The organism is Staphylococcus sp. GDY8P126P (genome assembly GCF_017891965.1).
Taxonomy (GTDB): domain Bacteria; phylum Bacillota; class Bacilli; order Staphylococcales; family Staphylococcaceae; genus Staphylococcus; species Staphylococcus saprophyticus.
This window is the reverse complement of record NZ_JAESKG010000005.1, coordinates 210,502-223,915: the sequence shown is the minus strand read 5'-3', so window position 1 is coordinate 223,915 and position 13,414 is coordinate 210,502. Positions and strand designations below refer to the sequence as shown.

The following is a 13,414-nucleotide window of genomic DNA, read 5'->3' as shown; positions in this document are numbered from 1 at the left end:
TGTATAATAAACTTTAAATTTAATTAAGAGGAGTTAATTATATGTTAAAGGAATTCAAAGAGTTTGCACTTAAAGGTAATGTTTTAGATTTAGCAGTTGCTGTAGTTATGGGCGCAGCATTTAATAAAATTGTTACTGCTTTAGTTTCATACATTATCATGCCATTAATTGGTTTAATTTTCGGTACTGTTGACTTTGCTGAAAGCTGGTCATTTATGGGTATTAAATATGGTATGTTCGTTCAATCAATTATTGATTTCATCATCATTGCATTCGCTTTATTCCTTTTCGTTAAAATTGCTAATACGTTAATGAAGAAAGAAGAGGAAGAAGAAATCGAAGAAAACACTGTATTATTAACGGAAATCCGCGACTTATTACGTGAAAAAAATTAATTCGATTTAATTAGTATAAAGCGAAAAAAATTAAGCTTTTTTAAAATTTTCATAGTTCGCTCTAGTTTAAATCAAAAAAGCCAAGACATTTCAAAATGTCTTGGCTTTTTTCTTATTTAAATATATTTTTTTATACTCTATTGTTTTTTAAAATGCGTTGTACTTTGATATTGTTCTGTGGTTACTTCCAATATAAGCGGTATTCTTTGCTTGAGTTCACTTACGTGAGAAATAATCCCAACCATGCGACCCGTTGATTTTAAACTTAGCAATGTATCTAGTGCAGTTTCTAGTGTTTCCTGATCTAAAGTACCAAATCCTTCATCTACAAACATTGAATCAAGTGAAATCCCACCTGATTCTTGTTGCACAATTTCACTTAATCCCAATGCTAATGCTAATGATGCCTGAAATGTTTCTCCACCAGATAACGATGTAATGTGGCGTGATTGATTTGAATGTGCATCGAACACATCTATTTCTAGTCCACTATAGCCTTGAGATATTTGAGCTCGTCTCGTTAATTGGTATCTCTGTCCCGTCATAATTGCTAAGCGCTGATTAGCTTGAGTAAGAATACGCTCCAAGTAATATATTAATACATAATTTTCCAACGTTAATTTTTGTTCATTTTTCCCTGCTAAAATTTCTGCTAATTGAAATACTTCTTGTTGAGATTGCAATTCACTATTTAACTCATCTATAATTTTATTTATTTCAGTTGTTTTTTTAGAATTAAACTCCATTTTATAGTCATGTTGACTTAATTCAGTTGAAGCTGTTTCATATGTTTGTTGCATTTCTTCAAATCGTTCTTTTAGTTGTTGTGTATCATCTAGCTTCTTATTATTTGTTTCAGCTTTTAGTTGCGCTATATATAATTCGTAAGATTGTTTCTCTTTTTTGAAAGTTTCAATTTCTTTTTCTAAATTTTGCTTTTCTGATGCTTGTGCTGTTACTTTTTCAACTTGTTCTAATGATGTAAAACCAATACGTTGCATTTCCTCATTGATTTTCATATCAGTCTCATTGATTTCAGTTTCTATTTCAGCAAGGTTATTTTTTAAATAAGTTACACTATTTTTTTCTATTGCTAAAGTACTCTTATAATTTTGTATTTTTTGTTCAATTTCATTTAGCGTTTGATCAAATTGGCGTATTTGATTATAAGCATCTTCAAATTTTGTTAAAAATTCATCAACCCGTTTATAACCTGTTGTATTTTCAAAATCGTTTATCGCAGTTTCATTTTCTTTTAATATGTGTTCTTTTTTTTGAATATTCATCTGTAAATCGTGTGAACTTTTTTCATATTGTTGTAATTGGTCTTTTAATTTTTCTATTTCATTATTTTCTTCATCTATTTTTTTCTTTTCTTGATATTTCTTCTCAACTTCATCTTCTATAGCTTCATAATTTATATTTTCCAATGAAGCTATAGTATATTTTGATAATTGCTCCTCAATGTGTGACAATTCACTTTCACATTTAATAATATCTCCTTTTACAGTAGCTATTTTTTCTTCTAATAGCGTGAGCTGTTGATGTCTTTCCATTATTTCATCAAAATCCACGTGACTCGATAATGTATGAATTTCATTACCACAGATTGGGCAAGTTTCACCAGTATGTAGAGCTGCTTGTACTGTTGCAATTACATCTTGTTTGTTGTTTAAATCTAATTTAGATTTATCAATATTATTATATTCCTCATTGAGTTGCACACGCTTTTGACTTAAATCTTTAAGATTACGTTGCTTTTGCATTTTTCTTTTCTGTAATGCATCATACTCAATTTTATCTTTTTCATTTTGCTTCAATTGTTTAATATCATTATTAAGGTTGTATATTGCTTCCGTAATTTGTTCTATCTTTCGATAATCAGGCTGACGTTGATTTAATTTAGCTGTAGTATCTTTGATTTCCTCATTTTTTTGAGTTAAATACGCTTCTAAATCTGTAAATGCTGTTTTCGTGAACTGATAATTGTTGTAGGCATCTTTATATTTATTTGCTTTTTCAAAAAACAATTGCGTCTGTTCAATAAAACGCCTTAGTTCCTCAATATCATCTTGCTTCTCTTTAAGGTTATCCGCTTCAAGGTTACTTTGTTTTATCTTATCCTCCAAATCAAAGATACTTTTAGATTTTTCTTCAATACTTTGCGCTACTTTACCTTTTTTGGAAATTGTATTTTCTTTTACTTCTAATAAATTCGTAATGGGTCTTACTTCGTTGATTTCTGTTACACGCTTAACTTTTTCTTGGATTTCGTGTTCATTAACTAATAATGCTTCATATTTTTGTTGATTTTCATTGAGCTTATTTAAAGCATCCTCTAATTTAATATTATTATTTAAAGCATTTTCTGTACTGTTGACTTTATTTTTTAATATTTCTTTTTTCTGTTCAAAGTCATCTCGTATTATTTGTGCTTTCATTTTAAAATCTGGTAATACCTTAATGATATTGTTCGTTTGTCTAGCACTTATTACTTTATGCTCGCATAATGTTTCATCATCAAAAGTTTCCAATTCTTTCCAATGATTTTCTAAATCGTTGTACCTTTTTTCTATTTGCTCTCTTACTTCTTTTACATCATCAGATAATTTTTTTTGAATTTCTTCAAATCTCTGACTGTTAAACAGTGTTCTTAATATATCTTGTTTTTCCACACTTTTCGAGAGTAAAAATCGTTTAAATTCACCCTGTGGTAATATAAACAGTTGTCGAAATTGTTCAGCATTCACACCTAGTAGCGCTTTGATAAATTGATTACCACTATTAATTTTACTTTCTCTAAGTGCATAATCATCTTGTTCATATTGATAAACTGCTAGTTGCCCTAGTGTTTTATTTTTATTACCTTCCTTTATAAATGCACCTTGTCTTTGAATTTTAAAATATTGATTTCTTAATTTAAATTCAAATTCGACAACCATTGGTTTTTTACTTTCAGCAAAATGACTCCTTAAATCGCTTTCTTTTCTATCTTTTGTGGAAGCTTCACCAAATAATGCAAACACAATAGCATCAAATATCATCGTCTTGCCTGAACCAGTTTTTCCACTGATTAAAAAGAGTTGGTTATTTTCTACATTATTAAAATCAATTGTTTCATTTAAAAAGGGACCGAAATTAGTTAAATTCAGTTTAATGGGTCTCATTTATTTAGAACCCTCCTCAAGTAATGCTGTCATAATTTTTTCTATTTTTTTACTTTGATTCGTAGTTAAATGTTCATCCGTTATACTATTATAAAAATTATCAATTATTGTTTCATCATCTAATTTTTGAATTTCAATATTTTCATGGTGTATAGATGTATTAAAATCAAACGTCTGATTGGTTAACGCTAAAGTATTAGGATAAATTTGCTTCAAATGCATCATAGGATCACTCACATGTGACATATGCTTTAATTTAAAATGTAAATAATTTTCTTTATGTTTTACTTCTAACTTTTCTTGTATTGCATCTTCATAATTACCTTCAATCACTTCTAATTGTCTTAGAGGCTTTAATGGTATAAATTTGTCTGTTATTTTTTGATTTTTAATTTCTACTATTTTATAACCTTTTGGTTGTTTCGTTTCTGAAAATGAATATTGTAACAATGAACCACTGTAATTTATAAAATTAGATTCAATACTGAAAGGATGATGTAAATGTCCAAGCATAACTCTATCAAACTGATTAAATAGATTCTCATCAACTGACTCAACTGTACCTATAGTCAACGGCCTTTCAGATTCAGAGCGAATTCCACCTTGTACTGTTAAATGACCAACAAAAATATTCACTTTATTCTCATCTATGACTTCATGCATATATACCAACACTCTGTTTAAAGCCTGTTGGTGTGTTTCTATAGCTTTGTCATCAAAGAAATATTGCATTTCATTTATAGTGGCAAAAGGCATTGTGTAAAAATCAACGTTCCCAATCGTTACTGGTTTATTCATATCATTAAGGTCAGTACGTATGTACATATGTGATTTTTCAAACCATTTTGAGCCATAATTTAATCTTTCCTTACTATCATGGTTACCATTAATCATAATTAAAGGAATACTCATTTCTAAATTTAATATATCAATTGTCTGTTCAAGTAATTGAATCGCATCTTTATTTGGATAACTTGTGTCATATAGATCACCCGCAATGACAATAACGTCGGGTTGTTCTAATTTCATTGCCTCAATAAATTTATCTAGTATATACGCTTGGTCTTCTAGTAACGACTTCCCATTTAATATTCGCCCTAAATGCCAATCCGCAGTATGTATGATTTTCATTATATCGCCCTCTCTTAGAACGTTTGTTCGTATTAATAGTTTATTATATTTTTCATAACGCTTCAAGTATATTAAAAGAGCCGTTTACCTTTATAGATAAACGGCAATAATTTATTGAATTAAATTACTTTTAACTTTTTTGAATTTATATAACATTGCTATTCTCCAAGGTACAATCATGCAAAATGCTAATAAGAAAAACATACCTGCAATTTCCCCTGGATCAATTTGGTTACTTATAAATATTTTGATTACTGTACGAATTAACAACAATGATATAAGAATAATTGGAAACGCTTTTGAACGTTTCATGTAAATTTCACTACCCTGTGTTTCGAATCTAGATGTCCAAATTAATATGGTAGAAAATAATAACCCCATAATGATACATTCTAAAATCTCAGTTCCAGTTAATCTAAAATAAGGTACCACGTACATCAATGCACCTGTTGCCATAAAAAATGGAGGTAGTATAATTTTCTTTTCATTTACGGGAAATTGTTGTGCTTTCATTCTGACTATAATGACACCAATACCCATTAAAAATGCGAAAACTATTGAAAATACTAAATACAACATGCTTACACCTTCTTTGCGTTTCTACAAGATGATATTTACCTTGGATAGTATATCACTTAATAAATTAATAATCAGTATTTATAGCCTAATTTATTATTTAATCTTCAAAATTTAAGGCTTAATGTTCATATCATGTCTTTTAGTTATGTAGAAAACGACATAGTCAAATGCTTATTCACAATATACACAAAATAAAACCAGCTTATATTTAAGCTGATTTTACTACATGTTTATTTATATTGCATTTGTTTGTGTACATGCGGACAATGCATCGTTTAAAGTGTATCTAAGATAATTCATATCATGTAATTGCATCGCGTTATGATATTTCTTAAATGCTTCGTCGGTCTGAAAGTTAATATGCATATTTGCTAGTCGATCAAGTACTTCTTTATCTTCCATGGCATAAGCATCCTTCACTTATTACTACCTCCCTTATATTCATATTATAACAAATTACAATCTATAATCAATTATTTTTCTGAATATTCCAATTTTTATTGTTATACTCTCCTACACTAATTACGTATTCATTCTATAAATTACCTATAAGAATATATTGTAAATTGATTATTGTATTCTTATTTTTCAAAAAGAATGTTATATAACTTATTTTTAAAATTCTCAATATCCTCATTCATATATTAATCTTATAACTTTTGACTTACACTATCTGTTAGGTAGTGAATTTTATCTTTTTCATCAGTTACAGCTGTGAAGGTAACCTTTGCAACTTGAATCGAATTTGGGAATTGAGTGTTACCATCGATCAACCACTTCCTTTGATTTTTTGATGCACTTTCATACCCTTTATTATCTACATTTGTAGTATTAAGAAAAGGTATATTTTCATCATCTGAAATTATTATTTTCAAAAACATTCCAAATGCTTTTAATTCATAATTTTGTACCCGAATAATGAAAAAGAAGTTATGAAATACTAAACAATGTATTTATAAATGCGATTTAAAAATTCATAGTCATTTTGCCACTGTGTTGCCAGAGCAAAAAATAAAGGGCTGAAAGTTACTTTTTACAAGTAGCTCCCAGCCCTTTAATGATGTTCTATTTAGACTTCTTCAATTGTTCCTGTTGGTTCTTGTTCATCATTGTCATCATTTGATTTATTTTCTTTTGAGAAGGTTTTTGACCCATTTGCATCATCATCATTCGTAGCATTTCTTCATTGATTGGTGGGTTCTTTTTAAGATAATCCATCATATATTTTCTTGCAAGGAAAAATCCACCTACTAAACCTAAAATTAATGCTAACACGATTAATACGATTGCTAACCAAGTTGCCATTGTTTCACCCACTTTCCTATCCTAATGAATTTTACTAAAATTAGTGCTCATTTTCAAGAGCAACTCTATTTATATAAATTATCGACTCATGTATTATATCAATTTCAAAATCAATTTGTAAATATAAGCTTATTTTAATTATAAAATAAAAAATGGTATGAGAACTTAAGTTCTCATACCAACAAAATCAATTTTCACTACACTAATTAAAATGTTTGAATTTGATTTAATACATTTTCTTTAGTAAAGCCATATTTTTCAACAACTAAGTCTCCAGGAGCACTAGCACCAAATCCGTCGATACCAATTACTTTACCTTCTGTACCTACATATTTGTGCCAACCAAGTGGTGATGCCATTTCAATAGCAACACGTTTAGTAATTGATGATGGTAATACAGATTCTTTATATTCATCAGCTTGTTGGTCAAAAGCGTTCCAGTTTGGCATAGAAACAACACGTACACCTTTACCTTGAGCTTCTAAATCTTTAGCAGCTTCTATAGCTAAGTTAACTTCAGAACCAGTAGCTAATAGTAAGAATTCTGGTGCATTATCTGATTCAAATACTACATAAGCACCTTTACGAACACCTTCTTCTACAGTTTCTTTAGAAAGATCCATAGTTGTAAGATTTTGACGTGTTAATACTAATGAAGTTGGTGTGCCTTCTGATTCTAAAGCAACTTCCCAAGCAACACGTGTTTCGTTACCATCTGCTGGACGAATAACGTTCATATTTGGAATTGCACGTAAACCAGCTAATTGTTCGATTGGTTCATGAGTTGGACCATCTTCACCAACAGCGATTGAGTCATGTGTAAAGATAAATGTTGAATTTAGACCCATAATTGATGATAAGCGTAATGCTGGTTTTAAGTAGTCGCTAAATACAAAGAATGTTGCGCCATATGGATGTAATCCGCCGTGAGCAGCCATACCATTTACAGCGGCACCCATTGCAAATTCACGTACACCAAACCAAATATTTTTACCTTCTGGCGTTTCTTTATCGAAATCAGGTGCATCTTTAACATTTGATTTATTTGAACCAGCTAAATCTGCTGATCCACCAAAGAATGAAGGCACTGTTTTACTTAATGCTTGAATCACTTCACCTGAGTCTGCACGTGACGCGCCACTGTGTCCAGCTTCAAAATGAGGTAATGCTTCACTATAATTGACAGGCAATTTACCACTGATTGCTAATTTAAATTCTTCTGCAAGCTCAGGATAATCTTTACTGTAAGTTTCTACAAGTTTATTCCATGCTTCTTCTTTTTCATTTGCACGTTTTAACATGCTTTGTTGGAAGATTTCATAAACTTCTTCTGGTACATTAAAGCGTTTTTCTGGATCTAAACCATAGTTTTCTAACGCTAATTTTCTTTCATCTTCTCCAAGTGGCGCACCGTGCACACCGTGAGAACCTTCTTTATTAGGCGCACCGAAACCGATTACAGTTTTAATTTCTATAATTGTTGGAACATCTTGTGATTTAGCTTCTTCAATAGCTTTATCAATTGCATCTAAATCATTGCCATCTTTAACTAAAATGTGTTTCCAACCGTAAGCTTCGAAACGACCTTTTACATCTTCAGAGAATGCTTTATCTAAATCTCCATCTAACGAGATATCATTTGAATCATATAAAACGATTAATTTATCTAATTGATTATGACCTGCTAAAGAAGCTGCTTCATGAGAAATACCTTCCATTAAGTCACCGTCAGAAGCAAGAACATATGTGTAATGATCAACAACGTTAGCATTTTCTTTATTAAATTTACCAGCTAAATGTTTTTCAGCCATCGCCATACCTACAGACATAGCAAAACCTTGTCCAAGTGGACCAGTTGTTACTTCAATTCCATCTGTATGTTTAAATTCTGGGTGTCCTGGTGTTTTAGAATCCCATTGTCTAAATTGTTTTAACTCTTCTAATTCTAAACTACCTGAAACATGTAATAAACTATATAATAAAGCAGAACCATGTCCAGCAGATAATACAAAGCGATCTCTATCAAAGAAATCTTTTGATTGGGGGTTAAAATTTAAATGGCGTGTCCATAGTGTATATGCCATTGGAGCAGCACCCATTGGTAATCCAGGGTGTCCTGAATTGGCTTGTTCAACAGCATCGATACTCAATGCTCTAATCGTATCAACCGCTAATTGATCTTTTTCTTTATTCATCTAAATGACTTCCTTTCTTCTAACAAGATTCTATATCATTATACCTTATTTAATATCTATTTAACAAAATATTGATTTTCTATTTATCTTCTTTCTCTTTCTCATCTAAAATTTTCTTCACTTTATCTGGAGTGACATCATTACCTTCAGGATCAATGACTCTTGTACTTTCAATTTGTTGTTTAAAGTTTTTTCTAAAAGATTCTAAATAAGCTTTTCGCAATTTCGATTGCTCTTTAGCTTCATTTTCTGTAAGTCCTTGTTCCTTTTTCTTTTTTGCTAATTTATTAATTCTTTTTATATCTACACCATCTTTTTGAGACATTATAAACCTCCGTTATTATTAATATAAAAAATATAACAAAAAAGTGAACGAAACTAAATTGTTTCGCTCACCTTAACCCAACCTTATTATCATCATTAATCATTATCTTTTATATATATTTTAATACATTGATGCCATTACGGGTTGTGAATCTTGTTCGCTTTTCTGCTCCAATTTAGTATTGTTTTGTTCGCTATTGTTAGATTGTTGCGTCATTTGGTGATCTGTCATTTCGTACGTCTGTTCTGAATTAGCATTATTATAAGCACTTAATATAAAAATTGCGCAAAGAACCATAGTTGCAATTAACACCGTTGTATAAGCTTTTATTTGAGATTTATATATTTTTATCATTTATAGTCACTCCTAGAACGTTTGTTTGTATAGTTACTTTATCAGAACATTTGTTCTATGTCAACACCGGAACGAACAAACGTTTGTAAAACAGATATACACATGCTATAATTAGGTTAAATTAGATTAGGGAGTGCCTATTATGAGAGAGTTAACTAAACGACAAAATGAGATTTTTGAATATATAAAACAAACTGTTCACGCTAAAGGATACCCACCAAGTGTTAGAGAAATCGGTGAAGCTGTTGGTCTCGCATCTAGCTCAACAGTTCATGGTCATTTATCTAGATTAGAAGAAAAAGGTTATATTAGAAGAGATCCTACTAAACCACGTGCCATTGAAATAGTAACTGAACAATTAGGTGAACCTATTAATATGGAAGAAACAATTCATGTTCCTGTAATTGGTAAAGTAACAGCAGGTATACCAATAACTGCTGTTGAAAATGTTGAAGAGTACTTCCCATTACCAGAACATTTCACATCTACACACAATAGTGATATTTTTATTTTAAATGTAGTTGGAGATAGTATGATTGAAGCAGGTATTCTTGATGGAGACAAAGTCATTGTTAGAAGCCAAACAATTGCCGAAAATGGTGATATTATTGTCGCTATGACTGAAGAAAATGAAGCTACAGTCAAACGCTTCTTTAAGGAAAAAGCACATTACCGTCTACAACCAGAAAATAATTCAATGGACCCTATTTATTTAGATCAAGTTACTGTCTTAGGAAAAGTGGTCGGATTATTTAGAGAAATGTAATTGGTAATTTAGAGCAATTTAAGACACTCTCAAAAAAATAGGCGAATGCGCAATTGCGCATTCGCCTATTTTTTTCTATTCTTTTCTAAAACTTCTTTAACTTTTTCAAGTATATCTTCTGTTTTATCTTTTTTATTTGTTGTCATAACTTATCCATCCTCACAAATCATGGATACCCGTATACAACTATAATAAAACATTAGCCTGTATAATTTTCTGTCCAGTAAGGTTGCCTATTTTTATTAAAATCGACACCCACACCAAGAGTATTAAATTCTTTTTTAAGTATATTTTTTCTATGACCTAATGAATTCATTAAACCTTGGTGTGCATAAATACTATTTGCTTGACCATATGCTAAATTTTCTCCTGCTACATTGAAATCATGTCCATCTGCCTCCAATCTATCAAAAGGAGATTCTCCTGATAAATTGTTATGATCAAAATAGTTATTATCAGCCATATCTTTACTGTGTTTTCTGGCAGTATCTGAAATACTAGATGAATAGCTTAATGTATTTAAATTATGTTGAACCCTTTCAGCATTTACTAAATCAAAGTTTTGTAGTTCGAAACTTTGGGCTAAATTATCAGAAGGTGCACCATATTGTTGTTGTAAACGATTTTCCATTTTGTCACTAACCTGTAAAAGCGCAGTTAAGTTATTGTTCTCATGTTTATCATAAAATGCCGTTGTATAAATACTGTCTTTATGAAAATTATCATATTCATCGTCTTGAACATCAAATTTTACGTTACCTTTTTGTTTATCTTTAATTGGTTCGCCAAGTCTATCTCGCACAATTTGTTTAGGTGTACCGTATTTAATTTTCGATTTAGAAGAAATTAGATTTTGATTACTATAAAGTGCATTCACTCTATCATCAATATAACTTACCATTACAAATGCTCTATAATCATCAGAATAATACGTATGCCACTGTGTGCCATATTCATTTGATGTCACTCGTTTAGCTTTGCCAAGTTTGTTATCGACGTCCTGTTTTGACATATTCATTTGAATATTATTCACAGCAAAATCTTGTTTATTAGGTACTTTCAGTTCATCGTTCGTTGCTGTTTCGCTTGAAGTCCAACTATCAACACTCGATTTGAGTTGCTGCTGTAACAATGTCATAGGTGCCGTTTCTTTGATAGGGACGACTAATACAATGATCAAAAAAATGACTATATATAATAAAAGTCTTCTGATTTTAAACACCTACTATAATTTTTGGTCTCTATCACCATTAAAAATTGAGTTTCTTACGATAACGTAATCTACTTTTCTTAATGAATTTAAGTCTTTGCCACCTGCATATGAAATTGAACTTTGTAAATCTTGTTGCATTTCAGTTAAAGTATTAAAAAGTGAGCCTTTATGTTCAACAAACATTTTTTTACCTTCAACGTTTTTATGTTCACCTTTTTGGAATTCAGATGCGCTACCAAAATATTCTTTATACATTTTGCCATCTAATTCCACTGTTTCACCTGGTGATTCTTCATGTGCAGCAAATAATGATCCTACCATAACCATTGATGCACCAAAACGAATTGATTTTGCAATATCACCATGTGTTCTAATACCACCATCAGCTATTATTGGTTTACGCGCTGCTTTACTACAATGATTTAAAGCAGATAATTGCCAACCACCTGTACCAAATCCAGTTTTAATTTTAGTAATACATACTCTACCTGGTCCAATACCTACTTTTGTTGCATCAGCGCCTGCATTTTCTAATTCACGTACGCCTTCTGGTGTACCTACATTTCCAGCAATTACAAATACTTCTGGAATATGTTTTTTAATATGTTTAATCATATTGATAACTGAATCAGAATGTCCATGAGCGATATCAATCGTAATATACTCAGGAATCACGTTTTCAGCAGCTAATGATTCAACAAAACCAAATTCGCGTTCTTTAACACCAACTGAAATTGAAGCAAATAAACCTTTTTCTTGCATCTTTTTAATAAAAGGAATACGACCTTCTTCATCAAATCTATGCATAATATAGAAATAATCATTCTCAGCGAACCATTCCGCTAATGTTTCATTCATTACTGTTTGCATATTTGCCGGTACTACAGGTAGTTTAAAACTTCTAGGTCCAAATTGAATTGTTGTATCACATTCCGAACGACTGTTTACAATACATTTATTTGGTACAAGTTGTATATCTTCATAATCAAAAATTTTCATTTTAACAAACCCCTAACATTTTTAATAAAACTTTTATATAATGGTAAGATTTTCATGATGTTAATGAGCATTATTATTGAAATAATTGATAATTTTATCATTTTTCCGAACAATAACTTTTTTATTTATCTTTTCCAATAGATAATATACATTGTTTTATATCAAATGTAAACTGACTTTAGTCGTAAATTACCAACTAGATTTTTTCACTCCTGGAATTTGCCCTTTATGTGCATAATCTCTTAATGCAATGCGTGACATACCAAATTTACGATAAACACCTCTAGGTCTGCCAGTTACTTTACATCTTCTTGTTAATCTCGTAGGAGAACTATCTCTTGGCAATTTTCTTAAAGCTTCATAATCGCCCTTATCTTTTAGTTCTTTTCTCAATTCGTAAAACTGTGCAACCAACTTTTCTCTTTTCTGCTCTTTTGCTATTTTAGATTTTTTTGCCATCTATTTTCCTCTCCTTTTTACAAATCGCAATTATTACGTTTTATATCATAACATATTTTTCTATCTATTCAATCTTTAATCTTTAATTAATTTTTAGTGGATATGTATTTTAATGTAATCCTTCAAATTGCACATTATTAAAATGTTGAAAGATTAAATTTTATGTGGTAATATTATAAAACGTAATCATTACTATTAATAAAGAGGTGTTAACTTTGCGCGTAAATATTACATTAGCATGTACTGAATGTGGCGATCGTAATTATATTTCTACAAAAAACAAACGTAATCATCCTGAACGTATTGAACTTAAAAAGTTTTGTCCAAGATTAAATAAATATACGTTACATCGTGAAACTAAGTAGTACATTTCATTACTTATCTTTTAAATACGACATTTAAAAATTGGAATTTGTAATATATGTTGTTTTTTTAATTTAAAAAGCAGCATATTAGTCTAATGTTCTGAGTTTTGAACAATAGAGTCTGGGACAAAAATAGATGTCTCAGACTCTTTTTCGTTTAG

The 13,414-nt window shown here is 30.3% G+C and carries 15 protein-coding genes; 3 read left to right on the top strand and 12 right to left on the bottom strand.

All coding sequences use genetic code 11. The annotated features are described in order from the left end of the window. Nucleotides 1-41: 41 nt before the first annotated feature. On the top strand, nucleotides 42-395 hold the full coding sequence (gene mscL, locus KA893_RS10390) for a large conductance mechanosensitive channel protein MscL (protein ID WP_002483376.1): 354 nt from the start codon (nucleotides 42-44) through the stop codon (nucleotides 393-395). 137 nt (nucleotides 396-532) lie between these two features. Here the strand turns inward: mscL and sbcC are convergent, their stop codons facing one another. The 9 genes from sbcC to sosA all read right to left on the bottom strand — a co-directional run bounded on the left by sbcC (nucleotide 533) and on the right by sosA (nucleotide 9,451). Then, nucleotides 533-3,562 (bottom strand): exonuclease subunit SbcC, encoded by a 3,030-nt coding sequence (gene sbcC, locus KA893_RS10385; protein WP_210125766.1) that lies wholly within the window; start codon nucleotides 3,560-3,562, stop codon nucleotides 533-535. Then, nucleotides 3,563-4,693 (bottom strand): exonuclease subunit SbcD, encoded by a 1,131-nt coding sequence (gene sbcD / locus KA893_RS10380; protein ID WP_037538469.1) that lies wholly within the window; start codon nucleotides 4,691-4,693, stop codon nucleotides 3,563-3,565. 111 nt (nucleotides 4,694-4,804) lie between these two features. After that, complete coding sequence (locus KA893_RS10375) at nucleotides 4,805-5,272, bottom strand: CcdC family protein (RefSeq protein WP_002483379.1); 468 nt, start codon at nucleotides 5,270-5,272, stop codon at nucleotides 4,805-4,807. 234 nt (nucleotides 5,273-5,506) lie between these two features. Then, the gene (locus tag KA893_RS10370) at nucleotides 5,507-5,692 is read right to left on the bottom strand and encodes a hypothetical protein (protein ID WP_002483380.1); all 186 of its coding nucleotides are present in this window, start codon (nucleotides 5,690-5,692) and stop codon (nucleotides 5,507-5,509) included. A 230-nt stretch (nucleotides 5,693-5,922) separates the two neighbouring features. Beyond that, complete coding sequence (locus KA893_RS10365) at nucleotides 5,923-6,147, bottom strand: hypothetical protein (RefSeq protein ID WP_142758801.1); 225 nt, start codon at nucleotides 6,145-6,147, stop codon at nucleotides 5,923-5,925. A 190-nt stretch (nucleotides 6,148-6,337) separates the two neighbouring features. Then, nucleotides 6,338-6,577, bottom strand: a complete 240-nt coding sequence (locus KA893_RS10360) for a YneF family protein (protein WP_041080499.1) — start codon at nucleotides 6,575-6,577, stop codon at nucleotides 6,338-6,340. A 206-nt stretch (nucleotides 6,578-6,783) separates the two neighbouring features. Next, the gene (tkt, locus tag KA893_RS10355) at nucleotides 6,784-8,772 is read right to left on the bottom strand and encodes a transketolase (RefSeq protein WP_002483383.1); all 1,989 of its coding nucleotides are present in this window, start codon (nucleotides 8,770-8,772) and stop codon (nucleotides 6,784-6,786) included. 79 nt (nucleotides 8,773-8,851) lie between these two features. Continuing rightward, on the bottom strand, nucleotides 8,852-9,097 hold the full coding sequence (locus tag KA893_RS10350; protein ID WP_002483384.1) for a DUF896 domain-containing protein: 246 nt from the start codon (nucleotides 9,095-9,097) through the stop codon (nucleotides 8,852-8,854). Nucleotides 9,098-9,217: 120 nt separating this feature from the next. Next, nucleotides 9,218-9,451, bottom strand: coding sequence for a DNA damage-induced cell division inhibitor SosA (gene sosA, locus KA893_RS10345; protein WP_037538473.1), 234 nt, complete (start codon nucleotides 9,449-9,451; stop codon nucleotides 9,218-9,220). 142 nt (nucleotides 9,452-9,593) lie between these two features. On the opposite strand from sosA, the gene lexA reads away from it, so the two are divergent. After that, nucleotides 9,594-10,217 carry a transcriptional repressor LexA gene (gene lexA, locus KA893_RS10340; protein WP_002483386.1) on the top strand — a complete coding sequence of 208 codons (624 nt, stop codon included), beginning with the start codon at nucleotides 9,594-9,596 and terminating at the stop codon, nucleotides 10,215-10,217. A 199-nt stretch (nucleotides 10,218-10,416) separates the two neighbouring features. Here the strand turns inward: lexA and KA893_RS10335 are convergent, their stop codons facing one another. The 3 genes from KA893_RS10335 to rpsN form a co-directional block, all read right to left on the bottom strand. Beyond that, the gene (locus KA893_RS10335; protein WP_210125764.1) at nucleotides 10,417-11,439 is read right to left on the bottom strand and encodes a CAP domain-containing protein; all 1,023 of its coding nucleotides are present in this window, start codon (nucleotides 11,437-11,439) and stop codon (nucleotides 10,417-10,419) included. Between the two features lie 3 nt (nucleotides 11,440-11,442). Then, a complete protein-coding gene (guaC, locus tag KA893_RS10330) occupies nucleotides 11,443-12,429 on the bottom strand; it encodes a GMP reductase (RefSeq protein ID WP_041080496.1) in 987 nt (328 codons plus the stop codon). Nucleotides 12,430-12,618: 189 nt separating this feature from the next. Continuing rightward, complete coding sequence (rpsN, locus tag KA893_RS10325) at nucleotides 12,619-12,888, bottom strand: 30S ribosomal protein S14 (protein WP_002483389.1); 270 nt, start codon at nucleotides 12,886-12,888, stop codon at nucleotides 12,619-12,621. A 215-nt stretch (nucleotides 12,889-13,103) separates the two neighbouring features. Here rpsN and rpmG point away from each other — a divergent pair, with 215 nt between their 5' ends. Further along, complete coding sequence (gene rpmG / locus KA893_RS10320) at nucleotides 13,104-13,253, top strand: 50S ribosomal protein L33 (protein ID WP_011303194.1); 150 nt, start codon at nucleotides 13,104-13,106, stop codon at nucleotides 13,251-13,253. Nucleotides 13,254-13,414: the final 161 nt, after the last annotated feature.

What these genes read in the sequence shown, in the direction of transcription:
- mscL (WP_002483376.1), top strand. Translation starts at nt 42, where the DNA reads ATGTTAAAGGAATTCAAAGAGTTTGCACTTAAAGGTAATGTTTTAGAT.
- sbcC (WP_210125766.1), bottom strand. Translation starts at nt 3,562, where the DNA reads ATGAGACCCATTAAACTGAATTTAACTAATTTCGGTCCCTTTTTAAAT.
- KA893_RS10350 (WP_002483384.1), bottom strand. Translation starts at nt 9,097, where the DNA reads ATGTCTCAAAAAGATGGTGTAGATATAAAAAGAATTAATAAATTAGCA.
- tkt (WP_002483383.1), bottom strand. Translation starts at nt 8,772, where the DNA reads ATGAATAAAGAAAAAGATCAATTAGCGGTTGATACGATTAGAGCATTG.
- KA893_RS10375 (WP_002483379.1), bottom strand. Translation starts at nt 5,272, where the DNA reads ATGTTGTATTTAGTATTTTCAATAGTTTTCGCATTTTTAATGGGTATT.
- KA893_RS10360 (WP_041080499.1), bottom strand. Translation starts at nt 6,577, where the DNA reads ATGGCAACTTGGTTAGCAATCGTATTAATCGTGTTAGCATTAATTTTA.
- sosA (WP_037538473.1), bottom strand. Translation starts at nt 9,451, where the DNA reads ATGATAAAAATATATAAATCTCAAATAAAAGCTTATACAACGGTGTTA.
- rpsN (WP_002483389.1), bottom strand. Translation starts at nt 12,888, where the DNA reads ATGGCAAAAAAATCTAAAATAGCAAAAGAGCAGAAAAGAGAAAAGTTG.
- guaC (WP_041080496.1), bottom strand. Translation starts at nt 12,429, where the DNA reads ATGAAAATTTTTGATTATGAAGATATACAACTTGTACCAAATAAATGT.
- sbcD (WP_037538469.1), bottom strand. Translation starts at nt 4,693, where the DNA reads ATGAAAATCATACATACTGCGGATTGGCATTTAGGGCGAATATTAAAT.
- lexA (WP_002483386.1), top strand. Translation starts at nt 9,594, where the DNA reads ATGAGAGAGTTAACTAAACGACAAAATGAGATTTTTGAATATATAAAA.